Genomic DNA, 19531 nt, shown 5'->3' with positions numbered 1-19531 from the left:
ATCGCGTGCCCTGCGGCCGTGCGCAAGGCGGCAGGACGGCGGCATGATCGCCGCCGTCCCTTTGCAGTGACCTAGACGAACAGGAAGTCGCCGCTGTTGAGGCTGGCGAGCGCCGTGTTCTGAAGGGTGATGGTGTTCGACGCGTCCAGGGTGATGACGACGTCGGAGCCCGACTGGGCCGCGTGGCTCTGGACCGCAGCGAAGTTGGCGAAGACAGAGGCGTCGAGCTGAATGACGTCGTTGGGCTGGAAGTCGGTGACCACATCCTTGCCGAACGCGCCGGCGAAGACGAAGCGATCGGCCCCGTCGCCGCCGGTCAGGGTGTCGTTCCCCGCCCCGCCGTTCAGGGTGTCGGCGCCCAGCAGGCCCGAGAGCTTGTCCGCCCCGCCCTGGCCGTTGATCGTGTCCTCCAGCGCCGTGCCGTTCAGGGTGTCGCCACCCGCGGTCCCGTTGCGGACCGGCGCGTCGACCACGCCCTTCACCGTCACAGCCACCGTGCCGGTCGAGACCCCGCCGTGGCTGTCCTGCACCTGGTAGGTGATCGTATCCACCGCGCTGTTCGGCTGCTTCAGCGCGTCGATCGCATCGCTGTTGGCGGCGTAGACCACCTTGCCGTTCACGATGTTGACCTGGCCGCCCAGAACGCCGCCCGTCACCGAGATCAGGGTCTTGGTGTCGCCGAGGTTCTTATCGGTGTCGTTGGCCAGCACGTCGATGTTGACGCTGGCGTTCTCGTTGACCGCGGCGGCGTCGGCGGCCGCCGTCGGGTCGAAGTTGACGAAGAACCGCGCCACCGAGCCGTCGTGATCCGACGTCTGGTTGGCCACGGCCTGGTTCGAGTTGATGTGGACGATGTCGAACTGGGCCCCTGCATAGATCTCGTCCGACGCGAGCATGTGGTCGATCTGCTGGTTGTTGCCGTCGAAATTGTAGGAATAGCGCTCGGTGGGGCTCAGCAGGTTGGTGAGGTTGGTGAGCGCGCCGCCGCTTTCGAGCTGGGTCACCGACGTCTCGAACTGGAAGGCGTTGAAGTCGCCCATCACCACGACGCGGGCGCCGGGGTCCCCGGCGACCAGGTTCTCCACATAGGTCTTGATGTGCAGCGTCTGCTCGATGCGGCGGGCGTCGCCCTCGTTCGTGGCGGGCTGGTGCTGTCCGAACATCGCCTCGCTGCCGAGCCGCGAGGTGTTGTGGACGTCGATCAGGGTGATCTGCTCGCCGTCGAACTCGAAGACACCGACCAGCGGCTTGCGGCTGTTGGCGTAGGTGTCGCCGTTGGCTGGCGTGGCGTCGGTGATCTGGCTGATCGAGACGAAGTCCACGCGGTCGGTGTTGTAGAGGTAGCCCTGCCGGATGTTGCCGTTGCTCTCGCCGCCGCTGACGTTGTTCGCGGTCGGCGCGACCTCGACGTAGGCGTAGTTCGGGCCGCCCGCCGCCTTGATGGCCGCGATCAGCTTGTCGGCGGTGGGATGGCCGGAATAGTTCGTGCCATTGCCAGGGCCGTCGGCGTCCTGCACCTCCTCCAGGCCCACGATGTCCGGCGCGCCCAGGTTGCCGACGATATTGGCGGCCAGGGCGTCGAACTTCGCCTGGGCGTCAAGCGGGTCCAGGTTCTCGACGTTCAGGGCGCCGACGGTCAGATGCTCGGCGTCGCCGCGCAGCGTGGTGCTTTCCTTCGGAAGCACGACCGGGCCGCTGCCGGTCGAGCCCATGGCGGTGGGCAGGACCTCATAGTCGCCGCCGAAGTAGTGCAGGATCCCGGTGACGTCGCCCAGGTGGTCGCCCTGCACCGCGTTGGGGGTGACGCCGCCCACGAGGCCCGAGTCGTAGAAGAGCTGGATGCGCTCCGGGTTGGGGTCGTCCGGGCCGATGGTGATGCCGCCGCCCGCGTTCATGCCGGTGGCGTTGGCGCCCAGGTCGCCCACCACCCAGGTGCTGCCGCTGGCCGTCGCGCCGACCGCCTGGGCGTTCGGGATCGTGACCCGCATGCCTTCCAGGCTCTCGTAGAAGTCGATGGCGTCCTGGTTCGGGTCGAAGACCGCGAAGTTGTCGTTGTCGATGACTTCGGTCGGGACCAGCCGGCCACCCGTGCCGATGATCGTCGCGGCGGGCAGCGCGTGGCCGTCGGAGATCAGGCTGACGGTCGGGCTATCGATCTCGGTGATCGTCAGGTTGTTGGCGTTCGAGCCCTTGAACTCGTTGACGTCGCCCTCCACGCGGACGAGCTGCCCGACGCTGACGGTCGGAACGGCGCCCGTGAAGACGAAGATGGCGTCGGAAGTGGCGTCATTGCCGTCGCCGGTGGGATCCTGGATCCAGAAGCCGCGCGAGCCCGTGGTGTCGATCGCCGTGACGATCCCCTCGGTGACCACGTGCTGACCGTTGAACGGCGAGGTGTGGCTGGCGCCCTGGAGCTGGTAGATCTTCAGGATCGACACGTCGTCGTTGGTGATCGTGCCCGTCGCTACGCCCGAGCCCTGGATCGTGGCCGTCCCGGTGGTGTTCTGGACGTTCGAGAGCGTGACGTCGAACGTCTCGTTCGGCTCGGTTTCGGTGTCCCCCTTGATCGTGACCGAGATGGTCTGGGTATTGGATCCGCCCGGCGTGAAATGGACCGTGCCGCTCGTCGCGACGTAATCGCTGCCGGCAGTGGCCGAGCCGTTGGAGGTGGCGAAGTCGACCGTGAAGTCGCTGGTCGTGTCGCCGCCCCGGGTGACCTCGAAGGTCATGATCTTGTCGCCGGCATCGCCCTCGACGATGGAGACGTCGCCGATCGACACCGCCGAACCCGATTGCGGCTGGCTGGTCACCGAGATGTTGTCGACCCCGATCCACTCGTCGTTGCTGGGCGCGTTCGTGGTCATGAACCGCAGCTGGACCTGAGACTGGCCATTCAGCTCGGCCGGCAGGTCGATCGACAGGTGCGTCGTCAGCGTGTTGGTCGCGTCGGTGGCGTCGGCGATGTAGCCGCCGGGCAGGTTCGTCCAGGCGCCCGAGCCGCCGACCCGGTACTGGATGTTGAACTGCTGGTTGGTGTTGTCGGTGGTCTCGAGGTCGCGGACGTCGAGGTCCAGGTGCAGGTTCTGGCGACCGGTGGCGTCCAGGTAAAGGACGATGTTGGGCGCGTCGGCGGTGCCGGAGCCGGTCAGGGCGATGGTCGGGTTGGCGATGGCGAACTCGGTGACGCCGCCGGTGGTGAAGGTGTTGGGATTGGCCTGGTTCGCGTTGACGTCCAGGGTGATCGTGCCGTCGCCGGTCAGGGTGCGCGGATCCACGCCCGCCGCGCTCGTGATGTCGTCCCCGCGGAAGCCTTGGATGCTGGGCACGCCGGTCCAGACGTCATTCGTGGTGATCAGCCCCGCGTTGGACCAGTCCTGGAAGAAGTCGCCGCTTCCCAGGTTGAAATACGTGTCGCTCATCTAAGCCCCCAAAAACCAACACCAATCGGCCCCTCCCCAGAGGCCGGCCGACCATCCCATCGCCGTTAACCGGACCTTGCAAGCACCGGAGCCGATTCACCCACAGCCTGGATGGTTTTCGAGCGGTGGCGCCTGCACGGGCCGTCGCGATGCCCGGGATATTGGCGATGGCATAGCCGGGACCCGTGACAGGGCTGCGACGGTCTGCTCAATCTGCCGGCGGCGCCGGGCGGCGGCGCGGGTCTAGTTCGGGGATGGCGTGATGCGGCGTACGGCGATGGTCCTGGCGATGGCGGCGGCGGTGGGGACCCCCGCGGCGGCGGCCCCCAAGGCGATGGCGAAGGACGCGAAGGTCTGGGCCGCCGCCGAGAAGGCGCGGCCCGACCAGCTCAAGCTGCTGGAGCAGGTGGTCAACATCGACTCGGGCACGGGCGACGTCGAGGGCGGACGGAAGGTGGCCGACGTCCTGGTCCCGCGGCTCGAAGCGCTGGGCATGACCGTCGAGAAGGTCGCCGCCGAGGCGCCCAACCTGCCCGAGAACCTGGTGGCGACGCTCAAGGGTTCCGGCAAAGCCCGCATCTTGATGATCGGGCATCTCGACACGGTGTTCGGGCCGGGCACGGTGGCCAAGTGGCCGTACGCCGTGAAGGACGACCGGGTGACCGGACCCGGCGTGGGCGACGAGAAGGGCGGCGTGGTCGGCGGCATCTATGCGCTGCAGATCCTGCGCGACCTGGGCTTCAAGGACTTCAAGCAGATCGTCTTCCTGATCGAGACGTCCGAGGAACGCGGCTCGCCGGGAACCCAGAAGCTGATCGCCCGCCTGCTCGCCGATGCGGACGTGGAGTTGAACCTCGAACCCGGCGACGCGCCGGACGTGATCACGGTCTGGCGCAAGGGTTCGACCGTGCTGGAGATCGCCGTGAAGGGCCGCGCCGCGCACGCCGGCGTGGCGCCGCAGGAGGGCCGCAACGCCGCCGAGGAGCTGATCAACCAGCTCAAGACCACGCACCAGTTCCCGAAGTCCGGCGACGGCACGACGCTCAACCTGACGGTCATCGAAGGCGGTACGCGCAACAACATCATTCCCGAGGACGCCAGGGCGACATTGAGCCTGCGGGTGCGGGAGAAGGCCGAGGTCGACCGCGTCATCGGCGCGCTGGAGACCAGCGCCAAGTCGCCCACCATTCCGGACACCAAGGTCACCGTCAGCCGCCAGACCTCGTTCCCGCCGCTGCCGAACAATCCGGCCACCGACGCCCTGGCCGACCGGGCCGAGGCGATCTACGCCGGCCTCGGCCTGAAGCTGGGCCGGGGCGGCAACGGCGGGGCCTCGGAATCGGCGCTGGCGAACGAAGCCGGCGTGCCGGCGCTTGACGGTCTGGGCCCTGTGGGCGGCGACTTCCATTCCGACAAGGAGTGGATCGACCTCAAGAGCGTGACGCCGCGGCTCTACCTGCTGACCAAGCTGATCATGGACCTGGGCAAGAACCCGCCGCCGCGCATCAAGTAGTCAGGCCGCGATCCCGGCGATCCAGTCGCGCAGCACCGTCAGCACCTGTTCGGGCGGGGCGTAGCCGCGGGTGACCACGCCGTAGACGCCCTGGGCGTTCGGGCCGCCTATGAGCGTGGGGAACCCCTTCACGCCGGCGTTCTGGGAGGTGGCGTAGTCGCGCCAAGTCTCCTGCTTGGCGTCCTCCGAGCTCCAGGCGTCGAGGAAGGCCTGCCGGTCCAGGCCGAATTCCTCTGCCAGGTCGGCCAGCACCTCGCCCGATGTGACGTCGCGGTTCTCGGCGTAGAAGGCGCGCTGCGCGGCGGCGAGGTAGCGGGCGGCCAGGTCTTCGCCCTCGCGGCGGACCACGACCACGGCGCGGGCGGCAGGGTCGGTGTCGTAGACGAAACCCTCGCGTTCGAGCACCGCCGGGTCGAACGGCAGGCCCGACGCCTCGTGCACGTGGGTCCAATGACCGGCGATGCTCTTCTTGGCTTCACCGGTCATCGGCTCTTCCGTGCCCGGGCGCAGGCCGCCCATGATGACCCGGATCGGCAGCGCGTCGCCGTAGGCGCGTCGGACCTGCTCGATCACCGGCGAGAAGCCGTAGCACCACGAGCACATGGGATCGGCGAAGTAGATCAGGTGCGGCCCGTCCATGGCGGCCTCCTCTGCACGGAGCATCGCAGCAGAACGGGACCGGGTCACGCGCGCTCTTCACCTGACGCCCCGACGGCGCCAACCTCACCGGCATGGCGCACGACCACCACGACCACGAGCATGACCACGGGCAGGAGCCGCCCCCCGACATCGCCCTCCGGGTGAAGGCCCTGGAGTCGCTGCTGGTCGAGAAGGGGCTCGTCGATCCCGCGGCGCTGGACGCCATCGTCGACCACTACGAGCACAAGGTCGGCCCACGGAACGGCGCGCGGGTGGTGGCCAAGGCCTGGACGGACCCCGCCTACCGCGCCCGCCTCATGCGGGACGCCACCGCGGCCATCGCCGAGCTCGACTTCACCGGCCGACAGGGCGAGCACATGGTCGCCGTGGAGAACGGCCCCGACGTGCACAACGTCGTCGTGTGCACCCTCTGCTCCTGCTACCCGTGGCCGGTCCTGGGCCTGCCGCCGGTCTGGTACAAGTCGCCGCCCTATCGCTCGCGCGTCGTGATCGACCCCCGGGGCGTTCTGGCCGAGTTCGGCACCGAGTTGCCGGCCGACACCGAGGTTCGGGTCTGGGATTCCACCGCCGAGGTCCGCTACCTGGTGATCCCCGAGCGGCCCGCGGGCACGGAAGGGCTGAGCGAGGCCGAACTGGCGGCGCTCGTCACCCGTGACGGCATGATCGGGACGGCGCGGCTGTGAACGGGGTTCACGACATGGGCGGAATGCACGGCATGGGACCGGTCGCGCCCGAGGCGGACGAGCCGGTCTTCCACCACGCCTGGGAGGGCCGCGTGCACGCGATGAACCTCGCCTCGCCGACGCGGGGCAACATCGACGCCGGTCGCCACCGGATCGAGCTGCTGCCGGCGGCCGACTACCTGCGCATGAGCTACTACGAGAAGTGGCTGACGCGGGTGGAGCAGCTGCTGGTGGCCGGCGGCTTCGTCACGCCGGAGGAGCTGGCGACGGGCCGGGCCGATCCCGCGGCGCCGACATCGAAGCCGGTGCGGCCGGTCGATACTGTGCACGCCGCGTTGACCGCGCCCTATTCCTATGTCCGCGACGGGGGTCCTCCCGCCTTCGCGGTCGGAGACCGGGTGCGGGCGCGCAACCTCCATCCCATCGGGCACACCCGCCTGCCCCGCTATGTCCGCAACCACGTGGGCCTGATCGAGCGTGACCACGGCGCGCATGTGTTTCCCGACTCGCACGCCCATGGCCTGGGCGAGGATCCGCGGCGGCTCTACACGGTGAGGTTCGACGCCCAGGAGCTCTGGGGCCCGGACGCTCCCGGCCGCGACAGCGTCCGCCTCGATCTCTGGGAGCCCTACCTTGAACGCGCCTGACGTTCTGGCCCTGCCCCGCCTGCCGCGCGACGCCGAGGGGCCGGTCTTCGCCGAGCCTTGGCAGGCGCAGGCGTTCGCCCTGACCCTGAAGCTGCACGAGGCGGGCGCCTTCACGTGGCCGGAATGGGCCCAGGCGTTGTCAGCCGAGCTCGCGAAGGATCCCGCCGACGACGGTTCGCGCTACTACGAGCATTGGGTGGCGGCCCTGGAGCGGCTGGCGACCGGCCGCAACTTGGCCGCAGCGTCAGAGCTCACCGCACGTAAGGATGCCTGGAAAGACGCCTACCTGCGCACGCCACACGGCCAACCCGTCAGCCTTTGACCGCCCGGGGAACCTTCACCGTGGTTCCGCGCTCACGCTGCGAGGAGACGGCGCATGGTGCAGTATGCGGTGACGCTGAAGGACGGCGACTGGACCGTGTTCAGTGACGGCGCGCCGCTCGCAAGCGACCTCACCCGATCGGCGGCCGTGCAGATGGCCAAGGACCTCGCCTTCGAGGCCGAGGAGCGCGGCGAGACCGTCGAGCTCCTGATCCAGGGCTATTACGGCGAGCTCAGCCGGAAGCTGACCGGCTCGCCGGAGGATTGATCAGCCGGTCCGGCGCATCTGCGCCTTGAGCTCGCGCTTGGCGCGGGCGGCTTCCTTCTCGGCGGCCTTGCGGGCCTTGCGCTCTTCGCGCTTCAGCTGGAGCATCAGCTCCTCGTCGTTCTCGATCGCGATACGGCGCTCTTCCTCGGCCTTCTCCTTGGCGAGGCGGGCGGCTTCCTTCTCGGCGGCGCGCTTGGCTCGAACTTCCTCGAGCTCGCGGGCCTTCTTCTGTTCGCGGGTCTCGAACGTGCCTTCGGCCTGGACGGCGGGCTTCGGCTTAAACTTTGCCAGGAGGGCTTTCCGAGCCTCGGCTTGCGCGGCGAGGCGATCGGAGAAACCAGGCATAACCTTGTTTTCTCTCATGATCACTTTTGGCAGTTGGAAAAAGGGGTGGCCCGCGGGAAAACCCCGCGGGGCCGAACTCGTTGCGTCAGATCAGCCGACGATGTCTTCGTCCTTGAAGAACTGCGCGATCTCGATCTTCGCGTTCTCGAGGCTGTCCGAGCCGTGGACCGAGTTCTCGCCGACGCTCTCGGCGTAGAGTTTGCGGATGGTGCCTTCGGCGGCCTGCGCCGGATTGGTGGCGCCCATGACTTCGCGATAGCGGGCGACGGCGTTCTCGCCTTCCAGCACCTGCACCACGACCGGGGCCGAGGTCATGAACTCAACCAATTCGCCGTAGAACGGGCGCTCGGCGTGGACCTCGTAGAACTTCTTCGCCTGGGCGTCGGTCATCTTGATCCGGCGCTGGGCCACGATGCGCAGGCCGGCATCTTCGATCACCGCGTTGACCTTGCCGGTCAGGTTACGACGCGTGGCGTCCGGCTTGATGATCGAGAAGGTGCGTTCGGTCATGGGCTCCGTTGGGGCTCTACAAAAAAGGGGATTTGCGCGAGAGGGTTCGCGCGGGTGGCGCGGTCTATATCGTCATCCCGCACTGCGAAGCAAGCTGCTGCGACAGCATGACGTCGCGCAATCCGTCTGCTAGACCCCGCCGCCTCTCATGCTCCAGATCAACGACCTTGTCCTCGACGCCTGGGGACGCCGCTTCTTCGACCAGGCCACGGTCACCCTGCCCAAGGACGCCAAGGTCGGCCTCGTGGGCCGCAACGGCGTGGGCAAATCGACGCTCTTCAAGGTCATCCTTGGCCAGCTCCCGCACGGCTCGGGCGAGATCGGCCTGCCCAAGGCCGCCCGCATCGGGTCGGTGGACCAGGAGCACCCGGCGACGCCGGTGACCCTGCTGGACACCGTGCTGGAAGCCGACGTCGAGCGGCACGACCTGCTCCAGCGGCTGGAGACCGCCGAGCCCGAGGACATGGGAGACATCTACGCCCGCCTGATCGAGATCGACGCCGACCGCGCCCCCTCCCGCGCCGCCGAGATCCTGGCGGGCCTCGGTTTCAGCCAGGCGGACCTCAGCCGGCCGATGTCCGAGTTCTCGGGCGGCTGGCGGATGCGCGTGGCGCTGGCGGCCAGCCTGTTCGCTGAGCCCGATCTGCTGCTGTTGGACGAGCCGACCAACTACCTCGACCTGGAAGGCGCGCTCTGGCTCGAAGCGCGGCTGAAGAAGTACCCGAACACCGCCATCGTCATCAGCCACGACCGCGAGCTGCTCAACAACTCGGTGGACCACATCCTCCACCTGAAGGACGGCAAGCTAGAGCTCTATCCCGGCGGCTACGACGACTTCGAACGTCAGCTGACCGAGAAGCTGCGCCTGCAGGAGGCCTCCCGCGCCAAGATCGAGGCGCGCCGCGCGCACTTGCAGTCGTTCGTCGATCGCTTCCGCGCGAAGGCCTCCAAGGCCACCCAGGCCCAATCGCGGCTGAAGATGATCGCCAAGCTGCCGCCGGTCTCTGCGGTGATCGAGGAGCGGGTGACGCCGTTCGTCCTGCCCTCCCCCGACCGGCCGTTGGCCCCGCCCCTGCTCCGCCTGGAGGACGCCTCGGTGGGCTACGGCGGCCCGCCGATCCTGAAGCGTTTGAACCTGCGGCTCGACATAGATGACCGCATCGGGTTGCTGGGCGTCAACGGCGCCGGCAAGTCGACCTTCGCCAAGCTGGTGGCCGGCGCGCTGGAGATCGAGTCGGGGACGTTCCACCGAAGCCCGCGCATGAAGGTGGGCTGGTTCCACCAGCACCAGATCGAGGCGATGGACCCCTCGGATACGCCGCTGGAAATTATCCGCCGGCTCATGCCTGAGGCCAGCGAGGCGTCTCGCCGCTCGCGGCTGGCGCAGTACGGCATCGGTTTTGAGAAGGTCGAAACCACGGTCGCCAACCTGTCGGGCGGCGAGCGCGCGCGCCTGTTGCTCAACATGGTGGCCATGGAGGCGCCGCACCTCCTCATCCTCGACGAACCGACCAACCACCTCGACATCGACAGCCGCCGGGCCCTGCTGGACGCGCTGAACGAATACGAGGGCGCGGTGATCCTGATCACCCACGACCGCTCGCTGATGGAGCTGGTGGCCGACCGGCTGTGGCTAGCCGCCGAGGGCGGCATCGAGCCGTTCGACGGCGACATGGAAGACTACGCCGCCTTCGTGCTGGAGCGGGCCCGCGTCGCCGCGCGTGCGCCGACGCAGATCAAGGCCGAGCCTGTGGCCGCGCCTCCACCACCGCCGCCGCCCGCGAAGACCAAGGTTCCGACCGGGACGGCGCGGCGGCGGGCCGAATCGGCCGAGGCGGCGCTGGCCAAGGCCAACGAGTTGGTGGCGATCATCGACAGGGCGCTGGGGGATCCGGCGACGTTCGCGGACGCGGCCAAGGCCGCCGAACTCGGCCGCAAACGTCAGGCGGCGCAGACCGCGCTGGAAACGGCCGAAAAGGAATGGATCGAAGCCCAGGAGGCTTACGAAGCGCTCCTCCGTTAGCGAAGGCGCGCCTCGTAGCAGGGCTCCCGATCCTTGCTCAGGTGATGTGCTTCGGGCTGATCGGGTCCGAGCTCGGGAAAGTCTCCTCGATCGCCTCGTCAAGGAGGGCCTCCTGCCGGTCCTCGGATTCGGCTTCCCGCTGAGCCATGTGGTCGTGCTTCTCGCCTTCGCCCTCCGGGGTGACCGGATGGGTGGCCGGGGCCTCGATGTGGCGGTGTTCCTCGATGGCCTTTTTGGGGTCCGAGGCCATGTCTGCGGCCGCCTGGCCCGAGCCGTGGGTAAAGGCGCGCTTGGCTTGTTCTTCGGTCTGCTTGTGGGGCATGGGGGCTTCCTCGAGAGTGTCCCTCTAGAAACGCCGTGGGCGCGCCCAGGTTGCCTTGACCGTAGCGGGTCTCAGGCCTTCTTCGGGCCGCCCAGCAGGATCTGACCCTCTTCCTTCAGCTTGCCTTTCACCTTGTTGGCGATCATCGCGAAGATTCCAGGAAGATAGACCTCCAGCCGCGCCTCGCTGTCCTGGACGTCGATGGAGCCGGTGACCGTCTGGCCGATGGCCTGCAGCGAAAAGCGCATGACGTCGCCGTCCCACGCCTGCCTGATCTCGCCGACGGCGCCAATCTGCGACGTTAGCCGCCCGATCCCCTCGTCGATCCTACGGCGCGCCTCCGCACGGCCGAGTTCATGGGGGATGGAGACGACCACGGGCTTGCTCATGGTCCTAAAACGGCAAGAGCCGCGCCCGTGGTTCCCGCGCGACGATTAAAGAAAGGTCCAGCGCCGGCCGTGGTCACGGACGCGCAGGTTGTTCTGGACGTTCCGAACGCCGTCAATGTCGGCCACGTCCTCGATGCGGCGCTTGTCGGCCTTGTGGCGGACTAGACCGGAAAGCGTCACCTCGCCGTCGACCACATCCACCTGAACATCACGCAGATCGAGCCGGCGCTGGTCGTCCAGCCGCTCCATGATTACGGCCCAGAGCACCCGGTCTGACGGGCCGTCGCGCCGCGTCCTGCGGGGCGCCTCGTCCCAGGTCCGGCGGGGGTCGCCGACACGCTCGTCGTCATAGCGGGGACCGTCGCGCCCGTCGTCGTAGGCACGGTAGCCGGTCCGCGTGCGCGGATCGTAGCCGTAGAGGTCCGAATAGTCGGCCTGGCCGTAGTCGTCCCGGTCCCTGTCGCGGTCACGCAGACGCCGGAGCCGCTCGGCCTCAAGGTCGCGGAAATCTTCCCGCCGCATGGCTGTCTCCTTAAATCGGTCGTGAAGGTGCGGAAAAAACCTGCGCCTTGCGCTTCGGTTCCGCGAAGCGACGATGGGCCGTCACAGACTCAGGAAAGCTTCGCGCCCCGTGCCGATCCAGGATCCCGACGCGAGGCCGGTCGCCGAAGACCTCGAGGAAGAGCTGGCCGCCGCCCTGCCCGAGACCCAGGGGTCGCGATTCTTCCCGATGCTGCGGAGCCTTGGCTGGCATCTTGTGGCCTTCATCCTCCTGGGCGCCGCGGCCTACATCCTCTGGCGCGAATTCCACGAGATCAGCCTGGGCGAGTTGGCCGACGCCATTGTCGCCTGGGGGTGGGGCTCGGTCGCGCTGGCGCTCGCGCTCTCGGCGACGAGCTTCCTGCTGATGGGCACGATCGAGTGGCTGGGCCTGCGCTGGGCCGGCGCGAGGATCGCGGTCACGTCCGCCCTCGCCGGCTCGTTCATCGCCAGCGCCATTGCCCACAGCCTGGGCGCGAACCTGATCGTCTCGGGCGCCGTGCGGGCCCGCTACTATGCCAAGCACGGCGTCACCTTGCGCCAGGTCGCCGCGACGACGCTGTTCCACGGCTTTTCCTTCACGGTGGGCCTCTCGACCCTGGCCGGCGTCGCGCTCCTGATGGCCGCCAGCCGCGACATCGCCACGGTCAGCCGCATCGCCAATCCGGTGGCCGACTGGCTGGGCGCCGCCCTCCTCGCCGGCGTCGGGGCTTATGTGGTCCTGTGCGCGACGCTGCGGCGGCCGCTGCGCGGGTTCGGCCACAGCGTGCGCCTGCCCTCGGTGCGGGTCGCCCTGGCCCAGTTGACCATCGGAGCGGTCGACAACGCGGTGGCCGCCGCCATTATCTGGGTCCTGCTCCCCGAAGGTGCCGTCAGCTATTTCACGTTCGTGGGCGCCTATGCGCCGTCGGTGGTGGTGGGGCTGCTCAGTCACGTGCCCGGCGGCGTCGGCGTCTTCGAGGGCTCGCTGTCGACGCTGCTGAAGGGCCTTCAGCCCGCGTCCCTGGCGGCCGCCTTCCTGGGCTATCGCCTGTTCTTCTTCCTGCTGCCCCTGCTGATCGCCGGCCTCGCCCTGGCGGCCGACACCGTGCGCGAGCGCGCCCGCACATCGTCGTAAAAAAATTTCTACCAGCAGGTGCAACCGCTGCATCCGGGCCGCTGAAGCTTACGTACCTCCCTCGTCTGCGCATCTCCCACCATTTGCCGGACACCGAGACGCGGCGGCGGACCTGTTCCCCGACAACCGTCGCCGTACGCCCCGGCCCCCGCCTCCCGTCGCGGGGCCGGGGCGACCCTCGCGGGTCGTTCCCAGCCAGACCGTTGCGGTTTAGGAAGGCGTGATGACCCGCCCCCTCGCCGTCTTCGCCTACGACTTCGACGGCACCCTCGCCCCCGGCAACATGCAGGAACACGCCTTCATCCCCGACGAACTGGGCATGCCGCATGCTCAGTTCTGGGCCGAGACCTATGAGCTCGCCAAGGCGCAGCGGGGCGACGGGATCCTGGCCTACATGCACCTGATGCTGGAGAAGGCGCGGGAGAAGGGCATCGAGCTCAGCCGCGAAAGCTGGCGGCGTCGCGGCGCGAGCCTGCGGCTGTTTCCCGGCGTCGAGGACTGGTTCGCCCGCCAGAACCGTCGCGCCGAGACCCTGGGCTTGGACCTGCGCCATTTCATCATTTCGTCCGGCAACCGCGAGTTGATCGAAGGCTCGCCCATCGCCGACGAGTTCGACCGGATCTACGCGTCGGCCTTCATGTTCGACGCCCGCGGCGACGCCGTCGGCGCGGCGCTGGCCATCAACTACACCGGCAAGACCCAGTACCTGTTCCGGATCAACAAGTGGACGCTGGACGAGTGGGACAACGACGGCATCAACGCCGTCCAGGCCGACCGCGACCGCGCCGTGCCCTTCGAACGCATCGCCTTCTTCGGCGACGGCCTGACCGATATCCCGGTGATGCGCGTGATGACGGACCACGGCGGCCACCCCGTGGCGGTCTACGATCCCGAGAAGCCGATCACCGAGGCCGCCGCGGACAAGCTCCTGAAGGACGGCCGCGCCCGCCTCGCCGCCGGCGGCGATTACCGCGAAGGCTCGGAGTTGGACGGCCTGGCGGCCGATATCCTGGCGGAGATGGCCCGCGGCGTGACCAGCGACATGTTCGACTGACTCAGCGGTCCTCGTAGAGACGCCGCAGCACGCCCGGCGTCAGCCCGGGAAGATCCTCGGAGATCAGGCCTGGGCCGTGCAGTTCGGCCGCCTCGGCGTGGATCCAGGCCGCGGCGCAGGCGGCTTCGAAACTGTCCATGCCCTGCGCCACCAGGCCGCCGATGAAGCCGGCCAGCACGTCGCCTGAGCCGGCCGTGGCCAGCCAGGGCGACCCGTTGACGTTCACGGCCGCCCGGCCGTCGGGCGAAGCGATCACCGTGTCGGCGCCCTTCAGCAGGATCACGGCCCCCGCCTTGCCGGCGGCGCGACGGGCCGCGGTGATCCGTTCGGGCGCGGCCTTCATCAGGCCGGGAAACAGGCGCTCGAACTCGCCGGGGTGGGGCGTGAGAACGTCGTCGCGATCCAGCACCGAGAACAGCTCTTCGGGATCGTCGCGGAACACGGTGATGGCGTCTGCGTCGATGACCAAGGCCGCACCGGTGCGCGCCAGGGCCAGGACGTTGAGCAGGGTCGTTTCCGTGACGCCGGCCGCGGGGCCGATGATTGCCGCGTCCGCCGCGTCGGCGGCCTGCTCCAGCTCGAGGTCGGTGTCGAACGGCTTCAGCATCACCGCCTCGAGGTGCGCCGCGTTGACCGCCAGCGCCTCCTGGCCGGCATAGAGGGTCACCACGCCGGCGCCGATGCGAAGGCCCGCGCGGGAGGCCAGCCGCGCGGCCCCGGTGCTCCAGGCGTCGCCGCTGATCACGATCAGCCGGCCGCGCGCATGCTTGTGCGAGGCGGCAGTCGGCCACGGGAAGTTCGGCAACCAGAGCTCGGGGCCGTTCTCGGTGAGGGTCGAGGGCGTCTCCCCCAGCCCGATGTCGGCGACCAGCACCTCGCCGCAGAGCCGGCGGCCGGGTTCCAGCACATGGCCCGCTTTACGCGCGTGGAACGTCACCGTCAGGGCCGCGCACACCGCGGGTCCGAGGGGATGGCCGGTGTCGCCCGGCACGCCGCTGGGCATGTCGACGGCCACCACGGTCTCGGGGCGGGCGGCGAGTAGCGTGGCCGCGTGCGCCGCCACGCCGTCGAGCGGCCGCGACAGGCCGGCGCCGAACAGGGCGTCGATCACCAGTGGGGCGTCCAGCGCGCCGTTCAGGGCCTGGGTCGGACCGTCCCAGCGGCCGCGCATCACCTGGGCGTCCGCGGTCGCGGGCTCGCCGAGCGCCCGCGCCTCCACCGGCCAGCCGCGCTGCTTCAGCAGGCGGGCGACCACATAGCCGTCACCGCCGTTGTTGCCGGGCCCGCACAGGACGAGCGTCGGCTGGGGGCGGAAGCGCTGGGTGACCGCATCGGCCACCGCCCGCCCGGCGTTCTCCATCAGCTCGACGCCCGGCGTGCCAGCCGCGATGGCGGCGCGGTCGGCCGCCGCCATCTCGGCGACGGTGAGGATCGGACGCCCGCTCAAAGGACCCCCGTCGTGGCCTCGGCGCCCTTCTCGACCAGGGTGACCGCCTGGCCGTCCGTCTCCAGGACGGTGATCGAGCAGTGGTCGGGCCGGAAGGCCAGCACCTGGTCGACGCCCAGCAGGCGCGAGACCGCGGCGTTGATGGCGACGTAGTGCGAGAAGACGGCTGTATTCCCCCGCTTCGCCAGCGAGTCGATGATCTCGCCGCGCCAGGCGTCGTAGTCCATGTCGCCCTGGATCGCCTGCCACGTGCCCTGGAAGGCGTTGCGCAGCCAGGCGGGCCGCTCGGCCCCGCTGAGCGCCTTGGGGGTAGGAATCTCGCCCACCACCGGGTCGACCTCGACGCTCACGCCCAGCGCCTCGGCCGTCGGGATCGCGGTCTCGCGGCAGCGGCGCAGCGGCGAGCTGACCACCAGCTTCGGGCGCTCCGCGCCGGCGCGCGAGAGCAGCCAGTCGCGCGCCGCCCTCGCCTGCTCCAGGCCCGCCTCGTCCAGACCCGGATCGTCGTCGTGGCCGCCCCAGGTGGAGGACGGCCGGCCGTGCCGGATGAGGTAGAGACGCGCCATCTGGGATCAGTCCGGTGTGAAGATGTTGAGGTCCCCCTGCTGGGTGACCGTGCCTGAGCGTCCGATCTGCTCGCTCGCTTCGAGGCTGGCAAGTAGCGCCGGATCGTTGGGCGTGTTGGCGGCGAATCTGCGGCCGTTCTCGTCGCGCCCGACGACGATGCCCAGGAACGGTCCTTCCCGCTTGTGGACCACGGTATAGGTCTCGATCGTCCCACGGCCGCTGGGGGTCTCGACGATCTCCGGATGCGGCAAGGCGTCGATCTCGCGCTGCAGGACGGCGGGGTCTTCGCGCTCGAAGGGCTTGTCCGGCGGCGCCGACGAATAGATGCCGGTCGATTGCTTGGTGAGATACCAGCCGTTGCCGGTGACCAGCCCGTAGGCGCCCTTCTTCGTCCGCAGACGGTCCATCATGACGGCGATGGAGTGCATGACGTAATTGTTCCCCGGCCCGCCAGCGTAGGGCAGCCCACCGGTGACGGTCAGGCCCCGCGGGTCGTCCAGCGACAGCCCCAGTTCCTCGGCCCCGATCTCCACGGCCACCGGGAAGCAGGAATAGAGGTCGATGACGTCGATATCGTCGAGGCCGATGCCGGCCATCTCGAACGCGCGCTTGCCGGTCAGGCGCATGGCCGGGCTGGAGTGGAAGTCCTGGCGGTCCATCGGATGCCAGAGATCCGAGGCGTCGGCGCAGCCGTGCAAATAGACCCACCGGTCCTCGGGCACGCCGAGCTCGCGCGCCTTCTTCGCGCTGGCGATCAGGACGCCGGCGGACTGGTCCACCTCCATGATGGCGTTCAACAGCTTCGGATAGGGGAAGCCGATCATTCGGTTCTTCTCGGAGACGTCGACCAGTTCCTCCGGCGTGCGCTTCGTCGGGAACCAGGCCTCGGGGTTCTCCGCCGCCACCGCGCTGAAGGCCGAGAACAGCTTGCCCATGCGCTTCTGGTGATCCGGGATCGAGCGGCCGTCGCGGGCGCGCAGGGCGTTCTCGAACAGCGGGTAGATATTGATCGGCCGGCTGATGCCATGACGGATCTCGTAGGCCGTGCTGCCGTTGCGCGAGTCGCCCACCCGCTTCGGCGGCTCCAGCGTCTCATCCTCCACCGCGGTCCAGTCGTCGAAGCTGAGGCCCTTCGTCGCCCGCTTCATCGCCGAGCCCAGGAACTCGCAGCCGACCGCCAGCGCCAGGTCGGTCTCGCCCTTGGCGATCCGCTCGGCCAGCATGTTCACTAGGTACTGGGGCGTGTTGCCGCCCATCTCGGAATAGACCGCCCAGGCCGGCGCGGCCCCGATCATCTTCGACAGCGTGGCCGGCGGATTGATCGCGTGCGGGATCATCCCGCGCTTGGAGCCCGGCGCGTCGATGGTGAAGCCGACCACCGCCAGACTGTCGATCGACGCCAGGCCCGAGGCGCCGATCCCCGCATCAACCGCCGCGCGTTCCGCCGCAATCTTCAGCAGAGACGATGGCGAGGGCGAGGAGGCCGGATCGCCCCGGTATGTGAATTGGCCCGCTCCGATGAGCACCGGGGTCCGTTCGTCCATGTTTCGCTGGCCTCCCAAACGCGTTTCGCCGCGATCGCAGGCACGGAATTCGCCGTCTTGGCGCGAATCCGGCCGTGATCGTTTTCTGATCTTCAGGCGCCCAATTTCCAGGCGCCGGCTTAGTTTCCCACCCCGCCGCAGCGGCAAGCAACCGAACCGCGCTTGTCCCGTCCATCCGGGGCGTGCTGGTTCGCCCGCGACCGTTGGGGCGTCAGCCGTCGCGAGTGCAAGTCGAGCGAATGAAAAAGATCGAAGCCATCATCAAGCCCTTCAAGCTCGACGAGGTGAAGGAGGCCCTGCAGGAGTTGGGCGTCCAGGGCATGACCGTCATCGAGGCCAAGGGCTACGGGCGTCAGAAGGGCCAGACAGAGCTCTATCGCGGCGCCGAGTACGTCGTGGACTTCCTCCCCAAGATCAAGATCGAGGTCGTCATCGCCGACGACCAGCTCGAACGCGCGCTGGAGGCCATCTCGGCCGCCGCCCGCACCGGCCGCATCGGGGACGGCAAGATCTTCGTCTCGGAGATCCTCGACGTCGTGCGCATCCGCACCGGCGAGACCGGCCCAATCGCGATCTAAGAAACAGCCGCCATCTGACCACCGCATCTACGACTTCAAGAAGGGGATAACCGTCATGGCCACCGCCAAAGAGATTCAGGCGCTCATCAAGGAAAAGGACGTCAAATACGTCGACGTCCGCTTCACCGACGTGCGCGGCAAGATGCAGCACGTGACCTTCGACATCGACCTGGTCGACGAGGAATTCCTCACCGACGGCACGATGTTCGATGGCTCGTCGATCGCCGGCTGGAAGGCGATCAACGAGTCCGACATGAAGCTGCGCCCCGACTTGGACACGGCGATCATCGACCCGTTCTACCAGCAGACCACGCTGGCGCTGTTCTGCGACATCGTGAACCCCGACACCAACACGCCCTACAACCGTGACCCGCGTTCGATCGCCAAGGCGGCGCTCAACTACGTGAAGTCGGCCGGGATCGGCGACACCGTCTACTTCGGCCCCGAGGCCGAGTTCTTCATCTTCGACGACGTGCAGTGGAACACCGCCCCGCACGACACCCGCTACTCGTACGACTCGGTCGAGCTGCCGGTGAACACGGGCAAGACCTACGCCGAGGGCAACATGGGCCACCGCCCGGGCCCGAAGGGCGGCTATTTCCCCGTGAACCCGGTCGACTCCGGCCAGGACCTGCGCGGCGAGATGCTGGCCGTCATGGGCGAACTCGGCATGAAGCCCGAGAAGCACCACCACGAGGTGGCGCCGGCCCAGCACGAACTCGGCCTGAAGTTCGACACCATGATCACCATGGCCGACCGCCTGCAGCTCTATAAGTACGTGATCCACAACGTGGCTCACGCCTACGGCAAGACGGCCACCTTCATGGCCAAGCCGATGTTCGGCGACAACGGGTCGGGCATGCACGTGCACCAGTCGATCTGGGCCAACGGCAAGCCGCTGTTCGCGGGCGACAAGTACGCCGGCCTGTCCGACCTGTGCCTCTGGTACATCGGCGGCATCATCAAGCACGCCAAGGCGATCAACGCGTTCTCGAACTCGACGACGAACTCATACAAGCGCCTGGTGCCCGGCTACGAAGCCCCGGTGAAGCTGGCCTACTCGGCCCGCAACCGCTCGGCCTCGATCCGCATCCCGCACGTGGACAGCCCCAAGGCCAAGCGCCTCGAGGCCCGTTTCCCCGACCCGATGGGCAACCCGTACCTCACCTTCGTGGCCCTGCTGATGGCCGGCCTCGACGGGATCGAGAACAAGATCGATCCCGGCGCGCCCGCCGACAAGAACCTCTACGACCTGCCCCCGCGCGAGCAGAAGAAGATCCCGGAAGTCTGCGGCTCGCTGCGCGAAGCCCTGGAGAACCTCGACAAGGACCGGGCCTTCCTCAAGAAGGGCGGCGTCATGGATGACGACTTCATCGACAGCTACATCGAGTTGAAGATGGAAGAGGTCATGCGCCTCCAGCTCCACCCGCACCCGGTGGAATTCGACATGTACTTCAAGTGCTAGTCGGCGAGAGCTGAGACGAACGAGGGCCCGCGGAGCGATCCGCGGGCCTTTTTCGTGCGCCCCGCGCGACGGCCGGCCATTGAGCGTCGGCCCGCACCGGTTCTAGAAACGTCGCAAGA

20 protein-coding genes are annotated in these 19531 nt (G+C 68.4%); 10 read left to right on the top strand and 10 right to left on the bottom strand.

The features are described 5' to 3' along the window. Positions 1–71: 71 nt before the first annotated feature. On the bottom strand, positions 72–3419 hold the full coding sequence (locus ACODSY_RS12725; RefSeq protein ID WP_488952117.1) for a DUF8508 domain-containing protein: 3348 nt from the start codon (positions 3417–3419) through the stop codon (positions 72–74). Between the two features lie 262 nt (positions 3420–3681). Between ACODSY_RS12725 and ACODSY_RS12720 the strand changes: the two genes are divergently transcribed. Next, entirely contained in the window at positions 3682–4932 is a 1251-nt protein-coding gene (locus ACODSY_RS12720; protein WP_488952116.1) for a glutamate carboxypeptidase, read from the top strand. Here ACODSY_RS12720 and ACODSY_RS12715 read toward each other — a convergent pair whose 3' ends face one another. After that, on the bottom strand, positions 4933–5571 hold the full coding sequence (locus ACODSY_RS12715) for a DsbA family protein (RefSeq protein ID WP_488952115.1): 639 nt from the start codon (positions 5569–5571) through the stop codon (positions 4933–4935). It abuts the gene before it with no gap. A gap of 92 nt (positions 5572–5663) precedes the next feature. Between ACODSY_RS12715 and nthA the strand changes: the two genes are divergently transcribed. The 4 genes from nthA to ACODSY_RS12695 are packed head-to-tail and all read left to right on the top strand — an operon-like array spanning position 5664 to position 7511. Beyond that, positions 5664–6275: a nitrile hydratase subunit alpha gene (gene nthA, locus ACODSY_RS12710; RefSeq protein WP_488952114.1), complete on the top strand. Its 612-nt coding sequence runs from the start codon at positions 5664–5666 to the stop codon at positions 6273–6275. Next, positions 6272–6922, top strand: coding sequence for a nitrile hydratase subunit beta (gene nthB / locus ACODSY_RS12705; protein ID WP_488952113.1), 651 nt, complete (start codon positions 6272–6274; stop codon positions 6920–6922). The genes nthA and nthB overlap by 4 nt, the downstream gene beginning before the upstream one ends. After that, on the top strand, positions 6909–7244 hold the full coding sequence (locus tag ACODSY_RS12700; RefSeq protein WP_488952112.1) for a nitrile hydratase accessory protein: 336 nt from the start codon (positions 6909–6911) through the stop codon (positions 7242–7244). The genes nthB and ACODSY_RS12700 overlap by 14 nt, the downstream gene beginning before the upstream one ends. Positions 7245–7298: 54 nt before the next feature. Further along, positions 7299–7511 carry a hypothetical protein gene (locus ACODSY_RS12695; protein ID WP_488952111.1) on the top strand — a complete coding sequence of 71 codons (213 nt, stop codon included), beginning with the start codon at positions 7299–7301 and terminating at the stop codon, positions 7509–7511. Here the strand turns inward: ACODSY_RS12695 and ACODSY_RS12690 are convergent, their stop codons facing one another. Together ACODSY_RS12690 and ndk are read right to left on the bottom strand one after the other, a co-directional pair. Beyond that, positions 7512–7874: a DUF6481 family protein gene (locus ACODSY_RS12690; RefSeq protein WP_488952110.1), complete on the bottom strand. Its 363-nt coding sequence runs from the start codon at positions 7872–7874 to the stop codon at positions 7512–7514. A 72-nt stretch (positions 7875–7946) separates the two neighbouring features. Then, entirely contained in the window at positions 7947–8366 is a 420-nt protein-coding gene (gene ndk, locus ACODSY_RS12685; RefSeq protein WP_488952109.1) for a nucleoside-diphosphate kinase, read from the bottom strand. Between the two features lie 148 nt (positions 8367–8514). On the opposite strand from ndk, the gene ACODSY_RS12680 reads away from it, so the two are divergent. Beyond that, on the top strand, positions 8515–10389 hold the full coding sequence (locus tag ACODSY_RS12680; protein WP_488952108.1) for an ABC-F family ATP-binding cassette domain-containing protein: 1875 nt from the start codon (positions 8515–8517) through the stop codon (positions 10387–10389). A gap of 37 nt (positions 10390–10426) precedes the next feature. Here ACODSY_RS12680 and ACODSY_RS12675 read toward each other — a convergent pair whose 3' ends face one another. From ACODSY_RS12675 to ACODSY_RS12665, 3 genes are all read right to left on the bottom strand, one after another. Continuing rightward, positions 10427–10711: a hypothetical protein gene (locus ACODSY_RS12675; RefSeq protein ID WP_488952107.1), complete on the bottom strand. Its 285-nt coding sequence runs from the start codon at positions 10709–10711 to the stop codon at positions 10427–10429. A gap of 71 nt (positions 10712–10782) precedes the next feature. After that, complete coding sequence (locus ACODSY_RS12670) at positions 10783–11100, bottom strand: polyhydroxyalkanoic acid system family protein (protein WP_488952106.1); 318 nt, start codon at positions 11098–11100, stop codon at positions 10783–10785. Between the two features lie 45 nt (positions 11101–11145). Then, complete coding sequence (locus tag ACODSY_RS12665; RefSeq protein WP_488952105.1) at positions 11146–11622, bottom strand: BON domain-containing protein; 477 nt, start codon at positions 11620–11622, stop codon at positions 11146–11148. 109 nt (positions 11623–11731) lie between these two features. On the opposite strand from ACODSY_RS12665, the gene ACODSY_RS12660 reads away from it, so the two are divergent. Beyond that, entirely contained in the window at positions 11732–12757 is a 1026-nt protein-coding gene (locus ACODSY_RS12660) for a lysylphosphatidylglycerol synthase domain-containing protein (protein WP_488952104.1), read from the top strand. Positions 12758–12980: 223 nt separating this feature from the next. After that, positions 12981–13811 carry a haloacid dehalogenase-like hydrolase gene (locus tag ACODSY_RS12655; RefSeq protein ID WP_488952103.1) on the top strand — a complete coding sequence of 277 codons (831 nt, stop codon included), beginning with the start codon at positions 12981–12983 and terminating at the stop codon, positions 13809–13811. Between the two features lies 1 nt (position 13812). On the opposite strand, the gene ACODSY_RS12650 is transcribed toward ACODSY_RS12655, so the two are convergent. The 3 genes from ACODSY_RS12650 to ACODSY_RS12640 are packed head-to-tail and all read right to left on the bottom strand — an operon-like array spanning position 13813 to position 17369. Further along, entirely contained in the window at positions 13813–15258 is a 1446-nt protein-coding gene (locus ACODSY_RS12650) for an NAD(P)H-hydrate dehydratase (RefSeq protein ID WP_488952102.1), read from the bottom strand. Next, a complete protein-coding gene (locus tag ACODSY_RS12645; protein ID WP_488952101.1) occupies positions 15255–15824 on the bottom strand; it encodes a histidine phosphatase family protein in 570 nt (189 codons plus the stop codon). Before ACODSY_RS12645 ends, ACODSY_RS12650 begins: the two co-directional genes overlap by 4 nt. A gap of 6 nt (positions 15825–15830) precedes the next feature. Further along, complete coding sequence (locus ACODSY_RS12640; RefSeq protein ID WP_488952100.1) at positions 15831–17369, bottom strand: acetyl-CoA acetyltransferase; 1539 nt, start codon at positions 17367–17369, stop codon at positions 15831–15833. Between the two features lie 239 nt (positions 17370–17608). Here ACODSY_RS12640 and ACODSY_RS12635 point away from each other — a divergent pair, with 239 nt between their 5' ends. Both ACODSY_RS12635 and glnA read left to right on the top strand, forming a co-directional pair. Continuing rightward, on the top strand, positions 17609–17947 hold the full coding sequence (locus ACODSY_RS12635; protein ID WP_488952099.1) for a P-II family nitrogen regulator: 339 nt from the start codon (positions 17609–17611) through the stop codon (positions 17945–17947). A 55-nt stretch (positions 17948–18002) separates the two neighbouring features. After that, positions 18003–19412 carry a type I glutamate--ammonia ligase gene (gene glnA / locus ACODSY_RS12630; protein ID WP_488952098.1) on the top strand — a complete coding sequence of 470 codons (1410 nt, stop codon included), beginning with the start codon at positions 18003–18005 and terminating at the stop codon, positions 19410–19412. Positions 19413–19531: the final 119 nt, after the last annotated feature.

Source organism: Phenylobacterium sp. FG114, from assembly GCF_057809855.1.
The sequence above is the reverse complement of the archived record's forward strand: the minus strand, read 5'-3'. Positions and strand labels throughout refer to the sequence as shown.

Coding starts and splice junctions, on each gene's coding strand:
- ACODSY_RS12665 (WP_488952105.1), bottom strand. CDS start 11,622: ATGCGGCGGGAAGATTTCCGCGACCTTGAGGCCGAGCGGCTCCGGCGT.
- ACODSY_RS12690 (WP_488952110.1), bottom strand. CDS start 7,874: ATGAGAGAAAACAAGGTTATGCCTGGTTTCTCCGATCGCCTCGCCGCG.
- ACODSY_RS12635 (WP_488952099.1), top strand. CDS start 17,609: ATGAAAAAGATCGAAGCCATCATCAAGCCCTTCAAGCTCGACGAGGTG.
- ACODSY_RS12645 (WP_488952101.1), bottom strand. CDS start 15,824: ATGGCGCGTCTCTACCTCATCCGGCACGGCCGGCCGTCCTCCACCTGG.
- nthA (WP_488952114.1), top strand. CDS start 5,664: ATGGCGCACGACCACCACGACCACGAGCATGACCACGGGCAGGAGCCG.
- ACODSY_RS12720 (WP_488952116.1), top strand. CDS start 3,682: ATGCGGCGTACGGCGATGGTCCTGGCGATGGCGGCGGCGGTGGGGACC.
- ACODSY_RS12725 (WP_488952117.1), bottom strand. CDS start 3,419: ATGAGCGACACGTATTTCAACCTGGGAAGCGGCGACTTCTTCCAGGAC.
- ACODSY_RS12680 (WP_488952108.1), top strand. CDS start 8,515: ATGCTCCAGATCAACGACCTTGTCCTCGACGCCTGGGGACGCCGCTTC.
- ACODSY_RS12675 (WP_488952107.1), bottom strand. CDS start 10,711: ATGCCCCACAAGCAGACCGAAGAACAAGCCAAGCGCGCCTTTACCCAC.
- ACODSY_RS12640 (WP_488952100.1), bottom strand. CDS start 17,369: ATGGACGAACGGACCCCGGTGCTCATCGGAGCGGGCCAATTCACATAC.
- ACODSY_RS12670 (WP_488952106.1), bottom strand. CDS start 11,100: ATGAGCAAGCCCGTGGTCGTCTCCATCCCCCATGAACTCGGCCGTGCG.
- glnA (WP_488952098.1), top strand. CDS start 18,003: ATGGCCACCGCCAAAGAGATTCAGGCGCTCATCAAGGAAAAGGACGTC.
- ACODSY_RS12655 (WP_488952103.1), top strand. CDS start 12,981: ATGACCCGCCCCCTCGCCGTCTTCGCCTACGACTTCGACGGCACCCTC.
- ACODSY_RS12715 (WP_488952115.1), bottom strand. CDS start 5,571: ATGGACGGGCCGCACCTGATCTACTTCGCCGATCCCATGTGCTCGTGG.
- ndk (WP_488952109.1), bottom strand. CDS start 8,366: ATGACCGAACGCACCTTCTCGATCATCAAGCCGGACGCCACGCGTCGT.
- ACODSY_RS12695 (WP_488952111.1), top strand. CDS start 7,299: ATGGTGCAGTATGCGGTGACGCTGAAGGACGGCGACTGGACCGTGTTC.